Source organism: uncultured Parasphingorhabdus sp. (genome assembly GCF_963677535.2).
Taxonomy (GTDB): domain Bacteria; phylum Pseudomonadota; class Alphaproteobacteria; order Sphingomonadales; family Sphingomonadaceae; genus Parasphingorhabdus.
Genome location: NZ_CAXXUT010000003.1, coordinates 269,840 through 287,430 on the forward strand (window position 1 = coordinate 269,840; position 17,591 = coordinate 287,430).

16 protein-coding genes, 1 tRNA gene and 1 pseudogene are annotated in these 17,591 nt (G+C 53.8%); 8 read left to right on the forward strand and 10 right to left on the reverse strand.

Annotated elements, in window-relative coordinates:
• Positions 1 to 78 precede the first annotated feature (78 nt).
• The 3 genes from ACHZCJ_RS08170 to ACHZCJ_RS08180 form a co-directional block, all read right to left on the reverse strand.
• Complete coding sequence (locus ACHZCJ_RS08170; protein WP_321325490.1) at positions 79 to 903, reverse strand: alpha/beta hydrolase; 825 nt, start codon at positions 901 to 903, stop codon at positions 79 to 81.
• A 128-nt stretch (positions 904 to 1,031) separates the two neighbouring features.
• Positions 1,032 to 1,409: a hypothetical protein gene (locus ACHZCJ_RS08175; RefSeq protein WP_394700078.1), complete on the reverse strand. Its 378-nt coding sequence runs from the start codon at positions 1,407 to 1,409 to the stop codon at positions 1,032 to 1,034.
• 8 nt (positions 1,410 to 1,417) lie between these two features.
• Positions 1,418 to 2,518, reverse strand: a complete 1,101-nt coding sequence (locus ACHZCJ_RS08180; RefSeq protein WP_321325494.1) for a class I SAM-dependent methyltransferase — start codon at positions 2,516 to 2,518, stop codon at positions 1,418 to 1,420.
• A gap of 857 nt (positions 2,519 to 3,375) precedes the next feature.
• On the opposite strand from ACHZCJ_RS08180, the gene ACHZCJ_RS08185 reads away from it, so the two are divergent.
• Positions 3,376 to 5,052 carry an MFS transporter gene (locus ACHZCJ_RS08185; protein ID WP_321325497.1) on the forward strand — a complete coding sequence of 559 codons (1,677 nt, stop codon included), beginning with the start codon at positions 3,376 to 3,378 and terminating at the stop codon, positions 5,050 to 5,052.
• Positions 5,053 to 5,085: 33 nt separating this feature from the next.
• On the opposite strand, the gene leuD is transcribed toward ACHZCJ_RS08185, so the two are convergent.
• Positions 5,086 to 5,685 (reverse strand): 3-isopropylmalate dehydratase small subunit, encoded by a 600-nt coding sequence (gene leuD / locus ACHZCJ_RS08190; protein WP_321325499.1) that lies wholly within the window; start codon positions 5,683 to 5,685, stop codon positions 5,086 to 5,088.
• Positions 5,685 to 7,124 carry a 3-isopropylmalate dehydratase large subunit gene (leuC, locus tag ACHZCJ_RS08195; protein WP_321325501.1) on the reverse strand — a complete coding sequence of 480 codons (1,440 nt, stop codon included), beginning with the start codon at positions 7,122 to 7,124 and terminating at the stop codon, positions 5,685 to 5,687. The genes leuD and leuC overlap by 1 nt, the downstream gene beginning before the upstream one ends.
• A 520-nt stretch (positions 7,125 to 7,644) precedes the next feature.
• On the opposite strand from leuC, the pseudogene ACHZCJ_RS08200 reads away from it, so the two are divergent.
• The 4 genes and pseudogenes from ACHZCJ_RS08200 to ACHZCJ_RS08215 all read left to right on the forward strand — a co-directional run.
• Positions 7,645 to 7,953, forward strand: a pseudogene (locus tag ACHZCJ_RS08200) (transposase); the annotation flags it as partial.
• A 136-nt stretch (positions 7,954 to 8,089) separates the two neighbouring features.
• Positions 8,090 to 8,533: a DUF3489 domain-containing protein gene (locus ACHZCJ_RS08205; protein WP_394700079.1), complete on the forward strand. Its 444-nt coding sequence runs from the start codon at positions 8,090 to 8,092 to the stop codon at positions 8,531 to 8,533.
• Positions 8,530 to 8,988: a DUF2924 domain-containing protein gene (locus ACHZCJ_RS08210; RefSeq protein WP_321325505.1), complete on the forward strand. Its 459-nt coding sequence runs from the start codon at positions 8,530 to 8,532 to the stop codon at positions 8,986 to 8,988. The genes ACHZCJ_RS08205 and ACHZCJ_RS08210 overlap by 4 nt, the downstream gene beginning before the upstream one ends.
• A complete protein-coding gene (locus ACHZCJ_RS08215) occupies positions 8,981 to 10,600 on the forward strand; it encodes a recombinase family protein (RefSeq protein ID WP_321325507.1) in 1,620 nt (539 codons plus the stop codon). Before ACHZCJ_RS08210 ends, ACHZCJ_RS08215 begins: the two co-directional genes overlap by 8 nt.
• Before the next feature lie 241 nt (positions 10,601 to 10,841).
• Here the strand turns inward: ACHZCJ_RS08215 and ACHZCJ_RS08220 are convergent.
• Positions 10,842 to 10,916 (reverse strand) — tRNA-Thr (locus ACHZCJ_RS08220).
• A 131-nt stretch (positions 10,917 to 11,047) separates the two neighbouring features.
• On the opposite strand from ACHZCJ_RS08220, the gene ACHZCJ_RS08225 reads away from it, so the two are divergent.
• Positions 11,048 to 11,194, forward strand: coding sequence for a hypothetical protein (locus ACHZCJ_RS08225; protein WP_201295695.1), 147 nt, complete (start codon positions 11,048 to 11,050; stop codon positions 11,192 to 11,194).
• Between the two features lie 15 nt (positions 11,195 to 11,209).
• On the opposite strand, the gene ACHZCJ_RS08230 is transcribed toward ACHZCJ_RS08225, so the two are convergent.
• The 3 genes from ACHZCJ_RS08230 to ACHZCJ_RS08240 are packed head-to-tail and all read right to left on the reverse strand — an operon-like array spanning position 11,210 to position 13,963.
• Entirely contained in the window at positions 11,210 to 11,701 is a 492-nt protein-coding gene (locus tag ACHZCJ_RS08230) for a thioesterase family protein (RefSeq protein ID WP_321325511.1), read from the reverse strand.
• A gap of 33 nt (positions 11,702 to 11,734) precedes the next feature.
• Positions 11,735 to 12,121 carry a VOC family protein gene (locus tag ACHZCJ_RS08235; RefSeq protein ID WP_321325513.1) on the reverse strand — a complete coding sequence of 129 codons (387 nt, stop codon included), beginning with the start codon at positions 12,119 to 12,121 and terminating at the stop codon, positions 11,735 to 11,737.
• A 60-nt stretch (positions 12,122 to 12,181) separates the two neighbouring features.
• Entirely contained in the window at positions 12,182 to 13,963 is a 1,782-nt protein-coding gene (locus ACHZCJ_RS08240) for an aminopeptidase P family protein (RefSeq protein WP_321327759.1), read from the reverse strand.
• 190 nt (positions 13,964 to 14,153) lie between these two features.
• Between ACHZCJ_RS08240 and ACHZCJ_RS08245 the strand changes: the two genes are divergently transcribed.
• Both ACHZCJ_RS08245 and ACHZCJ_RS08250 read left to right on the forward strand, forming a co-directional pair.
• Positions 14,154 to 16,220, forward strand: a complete 2,067-nt coding sequence (locus ACHZCJ_RS08245; RefSeq protein WP_321327760.1) for a S9 family peptidase — start codon at positions 14,154 to 14,156, stop codon at positions 16,218 to 16,220.
• Positions 16,217 to 16,624 carry a thioesterase family protein gene (locus tag ACHZCJ_RS08250; RefSeq protein WP_321325515.1) on the forward strand — a complete coding sequence of 136 codons (408 nt, stop codon included), beginning with the start codon at positions 16,217 to 16,219 and terminating at the stop codon, positions 16,622 to 16,624. Before ACHZCJ_RS08245 ends, ACHZCJ_RS08250 begins: the two co-directional genes overlap by 4 nt.
• Here the strand turns inward: ACHZCJ_RS08250 and ACHZCJ_RS08255 are convergent.
• The gene (locus tag ACHZCJ_RS08255) at positions 16,621 to 17,589 is read right to left on the reverse strand and encodes a mitofilin family membrane protein (protein ID WP_321325517.1); all 969 of its coding nucleotides are present in this window, start codon (positions 17,587 to 17,589) and stop codon (positions 16,621 to 16,623) included. The genes ACHZCJ_RS08250 and ACHZCJ_RS08255 overlap by 4 nt on opposite strands.
• Positions 17,590 to 17,591 lie beyond the last annotated feature (2 nt).

The window sequence follows — 17,591 nt, forward strand, 5'->3', positions numbered from 1 at the left end:
CCGATTACATTTCCCGAACGCTGCAACTCTATATCGACTTCAAATCGAACGGTAGAATGATTGTTTGGCTCCGCGTATTCATCCAAAAAAGTCGAGCATCAGCGCATGCGTCTCATCAGGCTTGTCTTGTTGAGCAAAAGAACCACAATCTTCTATTGATTCGCACCGAATATCGGGGCGCAGACGCAGCGCTTCTTGCTCAGACTTCCAAAATACATTACTATTTGCGCCAGAAATCAACATAATTGGCGTAGCGCTGCGTGACAAATAATTGATAGGACCAGAAAAACCTACGCCACAAATGCAAGGCTCCTTCCAGAGACCTGCAACATTTTTACTCAAGACAAATTCGTCATAAGTTTCCTGCGTCAAACTAAACATCGAATCTACTTCTTCATAAGTAGGTGCCTGGTCACCATTTTTCTGACGATTTGCAGATGCCTCCCTTACCTTATCCAATGACAATGGTTCAATGAGAGCGCTACTTATCAGGCAAAGTTTACTAATTCGGCCTGGCCAGAGCGCCGATGCAGCCAGCAAGATAAGCCCACCCATGGAATTACCGGCAGCGACGAATTGTTTAATCCCAAGCATATCGAGGGTTGTCATCACTGCAGCGGCCGAGTGTTCGAGACTGATCATAAAAGGTGGATCGCCAAGCATTTCTGATCCACCGTGCCCGGGTGGATCAATGGCTATGACTTGATAGTCAGCCTTCAAAAGCTTAGCCACATGGCGCCAATCATCGATCCAACCACCGATCTTGGGCAAAAGAACGATGGGCGGCCCACTGCCGACCTTTGCCCATTGCATGAAACCTCCTGCCACCGGCACCTTGCCAATCTCTTCCCAAGGACCAATTGGTATATTGCGACCTTCAGTTTGATTTTGATTCTGTGTCATGCGGATCCTAAGCAAAGTATATATTGTAAAAATGGGCTACGGAGGCGAACTTAGAGCGAGAGAAAACTGCGTTGTAGTTCTTGCTGGGCAACACGATTTATTCCGCCAACCGCCAATTCAAATAACAGCTACTTTTCTTGCTGATCGTTACCAGCTGCTTGGGGATTCGCTGCCCAATTAAACCCAGCTTCACGCGGATCGGGAAACTCGCCAGCGGCAAGCGAAGCAAACATCCGGCGAATGAGATCCTGACGCTCGACTTCCATCTGATCACGAAATGACTCGTCAGATTCGAAAGTCTCAATCATGTCTGCACTAACCGGCCTGCCACTTGCCATCAACTTTTCCGTAATAGCTTGACGGTGGCGCAACGTCCAAATTTCTCCACCCATCAAAATGATTACTTCTAAAATCTTATCGATCATTTGGTCCGAAAAATACTGTGGGTTGGTTCTTTTAAAGCCTGGAAGATCTTTGACATACTTCGTTGCCTTGTCCATTTTCATGCGGTCGCTCATTTTACTACCTCAATTGGCTTGTCGCAGACTCGACCATAAAGGTTGATGTCCTTGGGGTCTTCGTAACGCAGGACGAAGCCTGCATCCCTAATTTTTTTCTCCACATTGGAGCGGACGAACTCAGGAGCATAAGGCTCACTATTGTCAGCAGAGTCCAATGCACCTAACACTCCATCATAGTCGAGACCTTCTGGATCGTTACCCGCAGTCGGGAAGTCTGTGATCCAAAATGTGCCACCTGGACGAAGCAAGCGAAATACATTTTTGATTGTCTGTTCGACAACAGGAGTCGGCACTTCGTGGAAAACGATATACATAACCACTAGATCGAACTGCTCAGGCGGCAGATCGTCAAGATCCTCCGCAGCTTTTTGAAGAAAATGAACATCCTTATTTTCTTCGACGGCCCGATAGTGGGCATAACGCACCATACCTGCGCTGATGTCACTCCCCCAAACCTCTGCACTCGGGAATCTATCTTTCAGCGCGCAGGTCAACTTACCCTCGCTACAGCCGATATCCATGATACGACTTACGATGCCGTCCCGGGGCGTAACAACTCGGTCTGCCAACTTGGCGTGATATCCATCGTGATTATAACCATAAAAAATTCTCGTGCCGTAATCGAAGCAGATACCACTCAACATATCGCCCACAACCCCGCCGGTTTGCAGGTGTGTTTCAACCGCTGTATACTCCGGGTATATGTAATCAGGATCCCATGTAACCGATCCCGGGCCTCGCTGGTCGTATTCATCTAGCATTCTGAGAATGTGGGCTTCCCGGAGTCTATACGAGTCAGCAACCCGCTCCCACATACCCGCCTGAGCCGTACGAAAGACCCTTTGAGCCACACCTGTTTCAGGAAAGCCCTGCCGAATCACACTACGTATCGCTTCAACCGATTCATGGGTTGGCTCGAATTTTATTCCCTTTTCTTTAAGGACTTCGTTGACCCTTTTTCGATCCGTTCTGTTTCGCAGCAAGAGCGCACGAGTATCGAGAGTATAATCCAGAAACGATTCATCAGCGAGCCGCGTCATCTTGGGGGTGGGACCAATCTTGCCTCGGTCCGGATACTGATTGGAAATGCTCATTTCAAACCTCCTACATTATTGACTTCAATTTAAATAAGACACGTAAGAGTCCATTCGCCAGGCGCCTTAGTAATCCCTGTCACACTATGAAGTTCAAAACTCTGAAGATTGGTACCCAATAGGTAAATTTCGAGTTTCAAATTTACCTATCAAATGTTTGAATGGGTCCACGATGAATCATCAAGCAGATTGCCTCTGCGCCTCGTCCAACTCAAAATTTCAATCAACTGAACACTAGCTCTCCAAGTGAACTGGACAGAAATCCATTCCGCTAAGCATCTACTGTCCAATTTAGAACTTAAAACTTAGGTTCTTTCGATGCTCTTCAATATCTAGGCCTTGATAGTGTTCGCTGACAATGGTGGCGTTGACGGCCGACACCATAGACCCGCCATAGTGTAATTCTATCGCCAATGCCACAGGATGAAATTCCCAAGATATTCTCTAGTCTCCATACATATCTGTAGCATTCGCAACCTATCTGCGCGGCGGTTATGGAGCCTTCAATGAAATCAATCACATTGCCTAATACTGACACGCCTCCGACAGCGTTTATAGATTCGAGCGTTCATCCGGCAACCCGAAGAGTTTGAACGCGCCATAGGATTGGATTGCAAGTCGCATCAGCGTTAAAAAATACTGGAAAATGAAGATGACTTCCAATTACCGCTATTTGCCGGAGTTAATAGAGAGAGTTGCTAATGGAGGTAGGTTCGTCGTTTCACGGCGAAACATTCGGGTTCGAAAATTGAGTCTGTCAGCTAAAGTCTATCGCAACATAATTGTTGCCGTCTCCCGAAACGTAAATAAATTTCGTCGGAGGATTATTCTTCAACTTCACGTTATTTACAACCAGTATGCCTGATCGCGACGAGGTCCAAGTTTCGTGGATTAAGACCACTTTCGCCCCACTTTCATTAGACGTGTTTCGCAATATTTGGATTGCGGGTACTATGAGCAATCTAGGATCTGTGATCCAAGCCACCGCTACCGCATGGCTTATGACAACCTTGACAACTTCACCTGTGTTGATTGCTTCGGTGCAAACTGCTGCCAATGCTCCTACTGTATTATTCGCACTCGTTGCAGGCACTTCAGCTGATCTGTTCAATAAGCGAATGCAAATGCTGTTTGCCAACGCATTGTGCTTCTTGGCTATTGTGCTTCTCATATATCTGATGCTCCAAAACGCGATCACACCTATCTGGCTGCTAACATTGACAGCGATCATTTCGATCGGATCTGTAGCTTTCATGCCAGCCTGGCACTCCAGCGTTACGGAAATTGTACCGCGCCATATGCTGCCGGCGGCAATTTCTCTAAACAACCTCGCATTTAATGTCGCACGTGCTGCAGGCCCTGCGATTGGCGCGGAAATTATCGCTTTGGCAGGTGTGGCTGTGGCTTTCGGAACAAACGCATTCTCTTTCGGCGTGATGATAGTCGCACTATTGTCATGGCGTCATCGTCCAGCTCCCAAACCTTTGCTTCCCGAAACCATAGGCAACGCAGTGATTGATGGATTACGTTTTGTGACCTTGTCACCGGGTTTGCGCCTACATATGCTCCGCGGCTTTTTGTTGACGCTCTTTGGATCAGCCGTTTTGGCTTTGCAGCCTGTAGTTGCCGTAAACTTGGGGGCAGGCACTCGTGGATTCGGAATTTTGCTATCCGGATTCGGCTTTGGCGCTATTGTGGGTTCATTGACAGTAGTGTGGTTCAGAACACGGGTATCTCCTGATCGGCAACTAAGTATGGCCATGGCACTGTTTGGAACGGCATCAATGCTCTTGGCTTTAAGCACATCACTACTGCAAGCGTCGGCGTCATTGTTTTTGTGTGGAATAGCGTGGACACAAAGCGCAGCAACACTTCAAGTAACGGTTCAAACCTCCTGTCCACGCTGGGTCACGGCGCGCACAATTTCCGTCTTCAGCACACTATTCGCTTTAGGTATCGCTATAGGCGCGATCTTTTGGGGCAGCGTGGCGCTGGTCTTGAATCTATCGGTGGCGCTTATTCTGTCTAGTGTGGGCATGATTGCTACGGCTGCGATGTCAACGCTTATCCGTATTCACGATCCTGAAGACGCGGAGTTGCAGCCACGCTTCGATATGAAGCGCACGCCAATGCCCTCGATCAGCCCACGGTCAGGCCCTGCCTGGATCACCGTTGAGTACCAAGTGCCTCCAAACAATATAGAAGATTTCCTGTCCCTTATGCGTGAATATGCTTTTATCCGCAAACGTTGCGGAGCCCGCAATTGGATTTTGGTTCAAGACATTGACAACCCCGAGATTCTAAATGAACAATTTCAATGTCCGACATGGAACGACTATCTGCACAGCGTTTCAAGGGTAGTTGTCGGAGACAGCGATATTCAATCTCGCGTTGGCAAGCTATGCAACGGACTACCAACTGGCCGACGGGTGTTGGAGCGCCCTACGCGTGCAAAAGAGCTACCGAGTGCGCCTGTGGAGGCTCGGAAGCAGCAACCTCTAAAATCGTCAGTGAGGGGATCTGAAGCTAAGTAATAAATACGGCCTTTGCTCGAGCAGGTTGCTACATTAAGTAAAGTTCGGTCTCGCAATCTCGTTGATCCGGCTCCTGCGCTCACGCCTTTCGAAATCATCAATAACGGCATTACTTTGCAACGTGAGTTCGATTTCATCAACGCCTCGAACGAGGCATTTCTTGTGGAAGGGATCGATCTCGAATTCAATCGAATCAAGGGCTTGTCCAACTATACATTGGTTAATGAGATCAACGCAGAGCACGCCACCCCTTGCGGCATCAAGTAATCTGGGGAGGTGAGCCAGTTCAATCGTTCCTGCAATTAGGCCGTTCTTGAATGCGTTACTAGAAAAAATATCCGCAAAGCTTGGTGCAATAACTGCGCGAATTCCCATATCTACCAGAGCCCAAACTGCATGCTCCCTGCTCGATCCACAACCGAAATTGGTTCCGGAAATCAAGATCGGCGCGCCAGAAAATTCTGGCTGATTCAACGATGATTGGGGGTCTTCTCGAAGGCTAGCGAATGCGCCTTCACCTAATCCTTCGCGAGAAATCGTCTTAAGCCATTCTGACGAAATGATGACGTCGGTATCAATATTGTTTAGCTCTAGCGGAATGGCACGACCGGTAATGGTGGATATGGGTCTCATCAAGCAAGTTCCTTCATTCTACGCACATCGGTCAATTGCCCGGTTACAGCCGCTGCAGCAGCCATTGCAGGGGATAACAAATGAGTGCGTGCACCAGGTCCTTGGCGATTCACAAAATTTCGATTGGAAGTAGCAGCACAACGTTCTCCGGCAGGCACTTGGTCTGGGTTCATACCTAAGCATGCCGAACATCCTGGTTCGCGCCATTCCAATCCTGCATCAATAAATATTTGGTGCAATCCTTCCTCTTCGGCTTGCTTTTTCACTTGTCCGGAACCAGGCACGACAATAGCCCATCGGATATTATCGGATTTGCGCCTACCCCGCAGTATTCGAGCTGCATCTCGCAGATCTTCAATCCTGCTATTCGTGCAGCTGCCTATAAAAATGTTCTCCACGCAGATGTTTTCTAACGGAGTTCCAGGCGACAATCCCATGTAATTCAAGCTTCGCCATGCTGCTTCACGTTGACCTGTGCTTGCGATGCTATCTGGGTCAGGCACGCATCCGGTAATGGGCATGACATCTTGCGGACTAGTGCCCCATGTGACCTGCGGAGCAATATCTGCAGCTTCAATGGAAATTGACTTGTCGAACTCAGCGCCCTCGTCGGAAAATAACGTTTTCCAATGCGCCAGGGAATAGTACCACGCAGCACCGCGAGGTGAATATTCGCGATCAGACACGTACGCGTAGGTTTTTCTATCCGGAGCTACCAGTCCGGCGCGTGCCCCTGCCTCAATTGACATGTTGCATATCGTTAATCGCCCTTCGATACTCATACTCTCAATTGTACTGCCTCGATATTCAATGACGTGGCCGGTGCCACCAGCGGCGCCGAGCATACCGATTATATGAAGAATAAGATCCTTTGGCCCAACTCCGGAACCTAGCTGTCCGTCCACACGCACTTCGAAGTTCTTAGACTTGCTAATTATTAGTGTCTGAGTAGCAAGTACATGCTCGACTTCACTAGTTCCGATGCCGAAGCCAAGCGCACCGATGCCTCCATGCGCAGCCGTGTGGCTGTCGCCACAAACAACCGTTGCTCCAGGTAAAGAGAACCCAGTCTCCGGTCCGACTACATGTACAATTCCTTGCTTGATTTGCATCGCGTCAATATATGGCACTCGGAACTGTCGAGCATTGTTTTCCAATGCTGTGAGTTGAGCAGCGCTGAGCGTATCGGCAATGGGCATCGGGACACCTGCAGCATCCCGTCTTGGCGTGGTGGGGAGGTTGTGATCAGGCATTGCGAGCGTCAGATCGGGGCGGCGCACTAATCTCTTTTTGAGTCTGAGTCCTTCAAAGGCTTGAGGACTGGAGACTTCATGTATTAGATGACGATCGATGAAAATCAAGCAGGTGCCATCCTGGCGACGTTCTACGACATGGTTCGCCCAGATTTTATCGTAAAGCGTCCTAGGTTTCTCTTTCATCAGCTTAAGCTCCTCGACTAGAATTCGATAGATCGCGAACCATTGCGACAGAATCCATTCTGTTGTTAAGCTTTTGTCACCCTATGATCATTCGTCCAAGCTGATTGACATTAGAAAGGGCGATTATACATAGAGAGAGAGAGAAATTTTCTGACGACGGACAATGCGAGAGACTTCATCATCGGTCACGATGGGAATAACGAATCGGCAATCAACACGGCTGCGCGGCTGGGCCCTGCCACCGGCGACGGGATTGTCATACTGGAAACCGGGAGCGATCTGCTCGCCACCCGCCTCGCAAACGAGTGGGTTTTCTGGAAGACCGGTAGGGTGACGGTCTGGCTTTCGCAATAGGCCTTTCGACCTGGCTCCTTTGGGCAGGAGCGGGATCATTTTCCATTCTTTTGATGGGGATTGCACTAGGCAGGAGGCGCCGCAAGCGCTTACGGAATGAGCCGTTGATAATTTAGTGCGCCGGCTATTGTGTCGTGTTGCTTCTATCGAGCGACCCAAAAAATACTGTCAGGCCTGCCAGTTCAGACAGCGCTGCATGCCGAAAATGGCAGCTCGCAAAATCATGCGCTCGGTCCATGAAGGCGCGCGCAACATGGCTCGGGCTATCGCCACCACCGACGCTTATCTCGTGTCACGCCGGCAACGGAAGAAGTTCGAGATGCTGTTCGCGCACCTCAAACGAATACTGAAGCTGGACCGCTTGCGCCTGCGCGGTCCCAACGGAGCAAAAGACGAGTTCCACCTCGCAGCAGCGGCTCAGAACCTCAGGAAACTCGCCAAGTTGCAGCCAATGCCAGCCGTGGCACCCGCCTGAACGGGACACCGAGGCCACTCGTCCGCTATCGACACAGCGGCGATGTCGTCCCTGCATCCGACTTTTTCAACAGAATAGCCCCAAAAGCATCCCTTAGAAATTAATCTCTCGAACGTTTATTTGCCATGTCACAACCATGCTCGATTGCGCCGACAAGTCGATATGCAGCTTTTTTATTTTGACGCGCAATCCACTGGACTTCGCTGTCTATTCGAGCATTGTTGTTGGTGTCGCAGCCAGCAGATGCGACGTGCCGCCTGCGCTTTTTAGCGATCTGCGGCTTGGGTCAGTGGAAGCGCTGGAACCTCCAGCGCGAAGCTGGAGACCCGATATGTCAACGACAAAACCAAAAACCCAAACCAAGTCAGTAACGGTTATTGCGCTGCTAAACCGAGGCAAAGGTGCCAGCATTGATGAGATATGCAAAGCCACCAAATGGCAAAAACACAGCACTCGCGCATTCCTGACAGGCCTACGCAAAAAAGAATATGTGATCGCCCGTGAACAGCGCGGCGATGATGGCACAGCCTATCGGATTACGCAGACGCCCAATCAGAATGCCGAACAGCCGGCATCATGACCGCGCTCGAACAACATTTGGCCGAGGTGATGACCATGCCCCCTGCCCAGCTTCGTTCGTTATGGCGCGACACATATCGATGCCCGGCACCCGACATCGGACCCGACCTGCTCCGACGCGGTATAGCAAACCGCCTGCAGGAACGCGTGCATGGCAAATTGCCCAACGCAGCCAGACGCGAGATCGATCGGCTGCGCAAACGCGTGGAGCGTACCGGCAAGGCCGGCCACATGCATGCCATCTCGCTGAAAACCGGAACCAGGCTTGTCCGCTCATGGAACGGCAAAAGCTATCATGTCCTGGTTTGCGATGAAGGATTCGAGTTTGAAGGACGTCACTATGCCAGCCTCAGCCATATTGCCCGGGAGATCACTAGTGCTCACTGGTCAGGTCCCCGCTTCTTCGGACTGAAGAAGCGAAGCGGATTTACACCGAAGGCAGCCGCCAATGGCTGACAAACCCAAAAAGCTGCGCTGCGCGATCTATACCCGCAAATCGACCGAGGATGGCCTTGAGCAGGATTTCAACAGTCTGGACGCGCAGCGCGAGGCATGCGGAGCCTATATCCTCAGTCAGGCAAGCGAGGGATGGGAAGCGGTTCCCGAACTCTATGACGATGGCGGCTGGTCCGGCGGGAGCATGAACCGGCCTGCGATCACCCAGCTGCTGAATGACGTGCAAGCTGGCAAGGTCGATGTCATCGTCGTCTACAAAGTAGATCGACTGACCCGGTCCCTTGCCGACTTTGCAAAAATCGTCGAGATACTGGATGAGAACGAGGCCAGCTTTGTCAGCGTGACCCAGTCGTTCAACACGACAACCAGCATGGGAAGGCTGACGCTGAACGTTCTGCTATCCTTCGCCCAGTTCGAGCGCGAGGTTACCGGCGAGCGGATTAGGGACAAGATTGCAGCCTCGAAGAAAAAAGGCATGTGGATGGGAGGTCCTGTTCCCATCGGATATGATCTGGATGAACGGCGGTTGGTTATCAACCATGCTGAGGCAAAGGCAGTAACTCACATGTTCAGCCGCTACACGATCCTCAAATCGGTACCTCAGCTTGTCGATGAGCTTGCGGCAGATGGCTACCGAACAAAGCCGCGACTCTACAAAGGCGAACGAATTGTTGGAGACATTCCGTTCCGGGCCGGATCACTCACCAAACTCCTCCATAACCCGATCTATATAGGAAAGGTCCGGCATAAAGATGCCATCTATGATGGCGAGCATGATCCCATCATCGATCAGGCACTGTTCGATGAAGTGCAAAGCATCTTTGCTATCAATCGCCGGGACAATGCCCTCGGCAAGAAATCTGAGAACCCAAGTCTGTTGACTGGCCTAATCTCTGATCCCGAAGGCAGGCCAATGTCTCCATCTCAGGCTAGAAAAGGAGCAAGACTCTACCGCTATTACACGACCCGGCTGGAACCAGGTGAAAAGAAGAACACGGTCTGGCGGATGCCATGCGGAGAAATCGAACGGATCATGATGAATGCAATTGCCAAAGAACTTGCTTCGCTTCCTGCAGCCGATGGCAAAGATGCTGATACTTTGGCAGGGCTGATTGGTCAAAACGATCAGCTGCTGACCGACCTTCCATCAATGAGCATATCTGACAAACGAAAATTGTTGCTCAAACTGGATGTGAACGTTCAGGTAACGGCTGACACCGTCGCTATAGACCTGCTCCTCGATGATCATGAAGACAGGCACAAGTTCAGCGTCGATGCCAAACTGGTATCCAGGGGCATAGAACGGAAACTCGCTATCGCTCCCGATCGGGGTTCAGCAACGTGCGAGGCTGATCCCATACTGCTGCGGCTTATCTCTCATGCCTTTGCAGCACGGGATCATCTGATCCACAATATCCCGCAGCCGATGGTTGCGGATTATTCCACGCGCCATTTGAATCAGCTGGTCCGCCTCAGTTATCTGGCTCCCGATATCATAGCCGCCATCGTCAATGGAACCCAGCCGCCGGAACTTACCGGCCGCCAGATCATGCGGAAGAACAATATCCCGCTGGACTGGCCCAGCCAGCGGATCATGTTCGGGTTCGCATAAGCTAGAACCTGAGGGAATATACTCCCTCAAAATAAACTCTACCCCAAAACCAGCCAACTGCATCTGGGCTCCAATATTTGGGCCTTAGAGATAATCGGCAATAACGCAGCATATCCGAGGCTTCCAGAGCGTCTCTGGCACCCAAGCCGTTGCACCAACAGCGCGTAACCCCCGGACAATGCGCGACAATATTCAGGCATGCCGCTACAACTAATGCTCTGATATAAATAGACAAAAATGGTGGTGCTGCTAGAGAGAATTGAACTCTCGACCTCGTCATTACCAATGACGCGCTCTACCACTGAGCTACAGCAGCCGGACCATTTTGAGGTGTCGGCGCCAGCCGCCCGACCGGGCGGTTTCGACCGAACCGACGCGCTAAGACCAAATGCGTGCGATCTTGTCAAGCGGAGTTGCGTTTTTCCCCGGATAATGCAATCAGAAGCCATGCCAAAACCCCAGCCGAAATCCGAAAAAAAGCGCAAGGAAGCGGAGAAAGCCGAGCGATTGGCAGCACAGCTGCGCGCCAATCTGCGTCTCCGCAAGGCCCAGGCAAAACAGATGGGGCCAGACGAGGTTGAAACCAAAGCCTAGCCCGGGAATCGCAAACTAGGCGTTCATCACCGTCCGTTCCGGCTTGATGAGCTCGAAATCATTGACCGCGTCGATAAATTTCGTGGCGACCGGCGCCACCTCGCCGGTAGCCGGATCAAACCAGACATAGGTCAGCTTCACCACATTGATCAGTTCGTCGCCGCGCAGCAGATGGACGAGTAGCGAATAGCTGGTGCGGCCGAATCGGGTGATTCGCACCGCTATGTCGAGAAGGTCATCGGCCCTTGCCGACGCGCGATAATCGACATCGGCGTGACGCACCCAGTTATCACCGCCGAAATGCCGCGTGAAACTGCCAAGCATATCACGCTCGTCCTGCGGTCTGTCCGCAGCCACCAGCGCGCGCATATATTCGGTCATGCCGACATCCGCGAAAGCAAGATAATGGGCGTTGAAAACGATGCCCTGTAAATCGCATTCGGCATAGCGCACGCGAATCGGTGTGATCAGGCGAAAGCCGTCGCGGGGGTTTTTTGGTTCAGTCATGGCGCTGGCTCTTTCCCCAGCGCCGTCTGGCTGTCAACCGGCTTTGGCTGCGGTCATGCAAAAGGCGTTGAGCTTGTTGCCGTCGGGATCACGGAAATAACCGGCGTAGAAGCGCTCGTCGCCGCGCGGCCCCGGCGCGCCCTCGTCGCTACCGCCATTGGCGAGCGCGATATCGTGGAGACGCTGCACCTGCTCTATGTCCTTTACTTCCAGCGCAACCATCACGCCATTGCCAACGCTGGCGGACTGTCCGTCAAAGGGTATGGTCGCGGCAATTCCGGGCGCACCGCCCATTTCGCCCCAGGCGATGAACTGGTCGGTATCCATCATCCGCCCGAAACCCATTTCGCCGGCGAGCGCATCATAGAATTGCGCCGCCTTCTCCAGATCATTGGTGCCCAATGTTACATAGCCGATCATAATCTTCCCTCCTCGTACAAGAGAGAACATTACGAGAACATACCGGTCGAGTCAACCGGCTCAGAGCGGAGCCGTCTGTGCCTCCAACCACTCCAGCGCCTCACCATCCAGCTGCGGCGCGATCACCGCACGGACCTTGGCATGATAGCCATCAACCCACTGGCGCTGGTTTTGCGAGAGCCTGTCGACCTCGATCAGCTTCCGCTCGAGCGGCGCAAAGGTCAGCGTCTCGAAGCCGAGCATCACCTGTTCACCGCCTTCAATCTCCCGTTCCTCGACGAGGAAGAGATTCTCGATGCGGATACCGAATTCACCGGCCTTGTAATAGCCCGGCTCGTTGGACAGGATCATGCCCGGCTGCAGCGCTTCGCTCAGACCGCCTGCGCCGGATATCCGCTGCGGTCCTTCGTGTACCGACAGATAGCTGCCGACGCCGTGACCGGTACCATGGCCATAGTCCACGCCATCGGCCCAGAGATATTGGCGGGCCAATATGTCGAGCTGCCCGCCGGTCGTTCCCTTGGTGAACACCGCCTGATCGAGAGCGATATGGCCCTGCAGCACCTGGGTATAACGCTTGCGCATTTCCGCGGTCGGCTCGCCGACAGCAACCACGCGGGTGACATCGGTGGTGCCGTCGAGATATTGCCCGCCGCTGTCGACCAGGTAGAGGGAGTTCATTTCGATCGGCTGATTGGTTTCCTCGGTCACGCTATAGTGCGGCAGCGCGCCGTGATCGCCCGCGGCAGAAATGGTGTTGAACGAGAGATCCTTCAACTCGGAATTTTCTTCGCGAAACTGGCGCAACCGGGCGGCGGCCGACAATTCGTCCAGCCCGCCCTTGGGAGCCTCGTTCGCCATCCAGTGCAGGAATTTGGTCAGCGCTGCGCCATCGCGCTTCTGCGCCGCCTTGTGGCCGGCAATTTCGGATTCATTCTTGATCGCCTTGGCGAGAATGGTCGGATCGCGATCCTTGACGATTTTCCCTCCGGCATTGTCGAGCGCTTCGAAAATGGCGGCAACGGAACGCTCGGGATCAACCGCAACGGTTTGGCCGGCCATGTCCGACAGGGCTTCGGCCAGTTCGTCATAGTCGCGGATCTCGACATGATTGCCAAGATGATCGCGCACTACGTCGGTCAGCTTTTCCGGCGCAACAAACAGGGTCGCTGTTTCGTCTGCGCGCACGATTGCATAGGCCAGAGGCACCGGCGTATTGGCGATATCCTTGCCGCGAATGTTGAAAAACCAGGCGACCGAATCCAGCGCCGCAATGACGGTGGCATCATAGCCCTTGTCCTTGAGCCATGTCGCGACATCCACCCGCTTGTATCGCGCTGATTTGCCGGCATATTGATCGCTATGGACCGTGAGCTTCTCTGGAGAACGCGGCGGCTGATCTTCCCAGACCGCGTCGACGGGGTTGTGCTGCACTGCCACCAGTTCCGCACCCGACCTGGTCAACGCCTTGCTGGCCGTTTCCGCCCATTCGCGGGTGTGCAGCCAGCTGTCATAGCCAATTCTGGAGCCTTGCGGCGCATTGACAGCCAGCCACTCGTGCGGCTTCTGGTCCGCTATATTGACATATTCGTAAAGCTTCCCGTCGACCTGGTCGCGGACCTGCACGACATAGCGCCCGTCAATAAACATCGCGGCCTTGTCTTTCAGCACGATCGCAGTGCCGGCAGAGCCGCCAAAGCCGGTGAGCCATGCCAGCCGCTGCGCATATTCGCCGACATATTCGCTCATATGCTCGTCACAGATCGGTACGACAAAGCCGTCGAGACCGTCTTTTTGCATTTGTTCCCGCAACGCCTTGAGGCGGGCTTCGTAGGTAGACATCAACACCGGCTGTGAAACTCCTTGAATTAGATGCTTGCCAAACACATAGGTATTCTAGACGTTTTCCGCCACCCAATTCCCCGAAAGAGGCGTCATGAAACAGATATTCTTCTCGCTGATGGCAATCATCATTTTGGCCCCAGCCCTTTCACCGGCTGCTGCCATCGCTCAAACGGAAACAGAAAAGACCATGACCGAAAAAATGGAAAAACCTCCGGCCGCCGATCGGCGGCCCTACAGCTACCAACGCCACGGCTACACAGTGAGCGACCCTTATCACTGGCTGAAAGACCAAGGCTATCCCACGGTCGATGATGAAGATGTGCTCGATTATCTAAAAGCGGAAAACCGGTGGTTCGAACAGAATATGGAAGACCGGAAAGAGCTGACCAAATCCCTGTTCGCCGAAATGAAGGCGCGGATCAAGGAAGACGACAGTTCGGTGCCACAAAAGGACGGCGACTGGCTCTACTGGAGCAAGTTCGAGGAAGGCATGCAATATCGCCAGCACTGGCGCAAAGCGGTATCGGGCGGCGAAGACCAGCTGATGCTGGACGAGAATGTTCTGGCCGAAAGCAAGGAATATTTCCGGCTGGGCGCGGCATCGGTATCCCCCGACGGCCGTCTGCTGGCTTATTCCTATGATGATAATGGGTCCGAGCGGTTCGAGGCGCGGATCAAGGACCTGGCGAGCGGCGAATTACTGCCCGACATCATTCCCGGCACCCTGTCGAGTCTGGTCTGGTCCGCCGACTCCAAAATGCTGCTCTACGGCCTCGCCAATGAACAATGGCGCACCGACAACGCGCGGCTGCATGTTCTGGGCACCGACATTGCCGACGATGTCGAGCTTTATCACGAGGATGACGAGGGCTTTCGCGTCGGCATCGGCCTCACCCATTCGGAAAAATATATCGTAATCTCCACCGGTGATCACGAAACCAGCGAAGTGCGGCTGCTGCCAACGGACAATCCCTTGGCCGACCCCATTCTGGTGTCCGCACGGAAGACCGGTCGCGAATATGAGGTCGAGGAGCATGACGATACGCTCTATATCCTGACCAATGACGAGCATGTGAATTTCCGGCTGGCGACGGCACCGGTCGCCGATCCCGACAATTGGACGACCCTGATTGCCGGTTCGGACGAATTTTATCTGACCGACGTCTCTACCTTCAAGGACTTCTATGTCACCGAGGGCCGCGAAAACGGCCTCGATCAGGTCGAAATCCGGTCCTATGACGATCCCGCCAAGGTCCAGCGCATCGCCTTCCCCGAGGCAAGCTACAGCGCCGGGCTCGACGACAATCCGGAATATGAAGTCTCCAAGCTGCGGCTCAGCTATGATTCGATGGTCACGCCAGCCACCGTCTTTGACTATCACCTTAGCGACCAGTCGCTCGAAACGCTCAAGGTACAGGAAATCCCGTCGGGCTATGATGCCAGCCAATACGTCACCGAGCGGCTGATGATCGAAGTACGCGACGGTACGATGGTGCCCGTGTCGCTGGTCTATCACAAAGAGACCAGACTCGACGGCAGCGCGCCGCTTCACCTCTATTCCTACGGTGCCTATGGCTATGCTGTGCCGCCAAGCTTCTCCACCACGCGGCTCAGTCTGGTTGATCGCGGCTTTGTCTATGCGATTGCCCATATCCGCGGTGGTGATGATCTGGGCCGGAACTGGTATCTGGACGGCAAGCTGACCAAGCGGACCAATACTTTTAACGATTTCGTCGATGTCGCCAAAGGACTGATTGCACAGGGCTATAGCAGCGAAGGCCGGATCACCGCATCAGGCGGCTCTGCCGGGGGCGAGCTGATGGGCGCGATCGTCAACAGCGATCCCGAACTATGGGGCGCGGTGGTCGCGCATGTGCCCTTTGTCGATGTGCTCAACACCATGCAGGACGAGAGTCTGCCGCTGACCCCCGGTGAATGGCCGGAGTGGGGCAATCCGATAACCGACAAGGCAGCGTTTGAATATATCCGCAGCTATTCGCCCTATGACAATGTGACGGCGCAGGCCTATCCGCCGATGCTGATCACCGGCGGACTCAATGATCCGCGCGTGACCTATTGGGAACCGGCAAAATGGACCGCCAGGCTGCGCGCCACCAAGACCGACGATAATATGCTGTTGCTGAAGACCAATATGGGCGCTGGCCACGGCGGCAAATCCGGACGCTGGAATGCACTGGAAGAAACCGCCGAGGAATTCGCTTTCATCCTGTGGCAAATGGGGGTGGCCGAGTGACACCACCGGAAACGGCCTTTACCCTCTCGATCACCGCTCAATGCGAAGACATAGACGAACTGGGTCATGTCAATAATGCGGTGTGGGTGCGCTGGATTCAGGATATGGCGACAGCCCATTGGAACGCCGTCGCCCCGAAAGATCCGATCGATCAATATATCTGGGTCGTGACCCGGCACGAAATCGACTATCGCGGCAATGTCGGGGCCGGCGACACGGTCACCGGACATACGTGGATTTCCGACCCGCCCAGGGGTGCGCGCTTCTGGCGCAATGTCTGCTTCACGGGCCCGGATGACAAGATCAAGGTGAGCGCAAAAACCAACTGGGCGATTATTGACAGGGACAAGGGCCGGGCGGTCCGCGTCCCCAATGCGCTCGCAGATCTATTCCTGAATGACTAGGGTGCCGGTATCGGCGCGGCCGGCGCCAGCGGAGAAGGCTGGTCGACCTTTTCCCCTTCCGCGGTGCGCAATTGCTGCGGCTCCAAGATCGCGGCGGTTTCGATGACGTCGAGCGCCCGGCGTGCTTCATTATAGCGGCGCGCCTTTTCCATCCATTTCGCCGCATCTTCATCATCCTGAACGCCGGCCAGTTTCTCTATTTCCGCAATAGCCGCATCGACATTTCCGGTTTCGACATAGCGTTTCGCCCGGGTCAGTCGTTGTTGCGGCGCCGGCGAGGGGGTGCCTTCGCGGCGAATCACGAACAGTTCCGACAATTCCCGCTGGAAATCGGCCCAGAAGCCTGCACCGCTCGAGCCGGTCATCAGCGTGGGACCGAGTTCGTCCAGCCCAGCAGACAATTCTTCCAGTGTCACCGGCTGACGGGAGGCGTTGACAATCGTCGTCACCGCCTTGGGCTGGGCGTCGCCGAAACGCAGCCGCAGCTGCGGATCGATATAGCCGAGCGGCGATCCGCGATCGAGCGCCCGCCGAGCGGCAAAAGCGATCAGCAGACCCTCGGCCCGGGCCGCATTGCCGGACGCAGCCTGGGCCTGCACATTGATCCGCGACAAACGGTCTTCCAGATCGGCAACGCGGACAGCGAGTGCACGCTCCAGATCGGGGGTCAGGGTTGCTGCAGGACGGGCCTCTGCGGTCTGAGCCGGCGCCGGTAGGACGCTGCCATCGGCGTCAATGCGATTGGCCAGCGCGGTCGCCGGATCGGCAACAGCCTGTGCGCCATCTCCATCGACAATCGCCGCAGCTTCAGTGTCGGATTCGCTGTCGAACGGATTATAGCGGGACAATATCCATCCGGTCAAAATCACCCCGCCGATAAAGGCAACCACCATCAAAATCAGGACATTACGCGTCAAATTGCTCTTGCCAGCAGATGGCGAAAGCCTTTCATAATCGCGACTCATTC

Coding starts and splice junctions, on each gene's coding strand:
- ACHZCJ_RS08185 (WP_321325497.1), top strand. CDS start 3,376: ATGCCTGATCGCGACGAGGTCCAAGTTTCGTGGATTAAGACCACTTTC.
- ACHZCJ_RS08210 (WP_321325505.1), top strand. CDS start 8,530: ATGACCGCGCTCGAACAACATTTGGCCGAGGTGATGACCATGCCCCCT.
- leuD (WP_321325499.1), bottom strand. CDS start 5,685: ATGAGACCCATATCCACCATTACCGGTCGTGCCATTCCGCTAGAGCTA.
- ACHZCJ_RS08205 (WP_394700079.1), top strand. CDS start 8,090: ATGCTCGATTGCGCCGACAAGTCGATATGCAGCTTTTTTATTTTGACG.
- ACHZCJ_RS08240 (WP_321327759.1), bottom strand. CDS start 13,963: ATGTCTACCTACGAAGCCCGCCTCAAGGCGTTGCGGGAACAAATGCAA.
- ACHZCJ_RS08255 (WP_321325517.1), bottom strand. CDS start 17,589: ATGAGTCGCGATTATGAAAGGCTTTCGCCATCTGCTGGCAAGAGCAAT.
- ACHZCJ_RS08180 (WP_321325494.1), bottom strand. CDS start 2,518: ATGAGCATTTCCAATCAGTATCCGGACCGAGGCAAGATTGGTCCCACC.
- ACHZCJ_RS08175 (WP_394700078.1), bottom strand. CDS start 1,409: ATGAAAATGGACAAGGCAACGAAGTATGTCAAAGATCTTCCAGGCTTT.
- ACHZCJ_RS08235 (WP_321325513.1), bottom strand. CDS start 12,121: ATGATCGGCTATGTAACATTGGGCACCAATGATCTGGAGAAGGCGGCG.
- ACHZCJ_RS08225 (WP_201295695.1), top strand. CDS start 11,048: ATGCCAAAACCCCAGCCGAAATCCGAAAAAAAGCGCAAGGAAGCGGAG.
- ACHZCJ_RS08230 (WP_321325511.1), bottom strand. CDS start 11,701: ATGACTGAACCAAAAAACCCCCGCGACGGCTTTCGCCTGATCACACCG.
- leuC (WP_321325501.1), bottom strand. CDS start 7,124: ATGAAAGAGAAACCTAGGACGCTTTACGATAAAATCTGGGCGAACCAT.
- ACHZCJ_RS08170 (WP_321325490.1), bottom strand. CDS start 903: ATGACACAGAATCAAAATCAAACTGAAGGTCGCAATATACCAATTGGT.
- ACHZCJ_RS08245 (WP_321327760.1), top strand. CDS start 14,154: ATGACCGAAAAAATGGAAAAACCTCCGGCCGCCGATCGGCGGCCCTAC.
- ACHZCJ_RS08215 (WP_321325507.1), top strand. CDS start 8,981: ATGGCTGACAAACCCAAAAAGCTGCGCTGCGCGATCTATACCCGCAAA.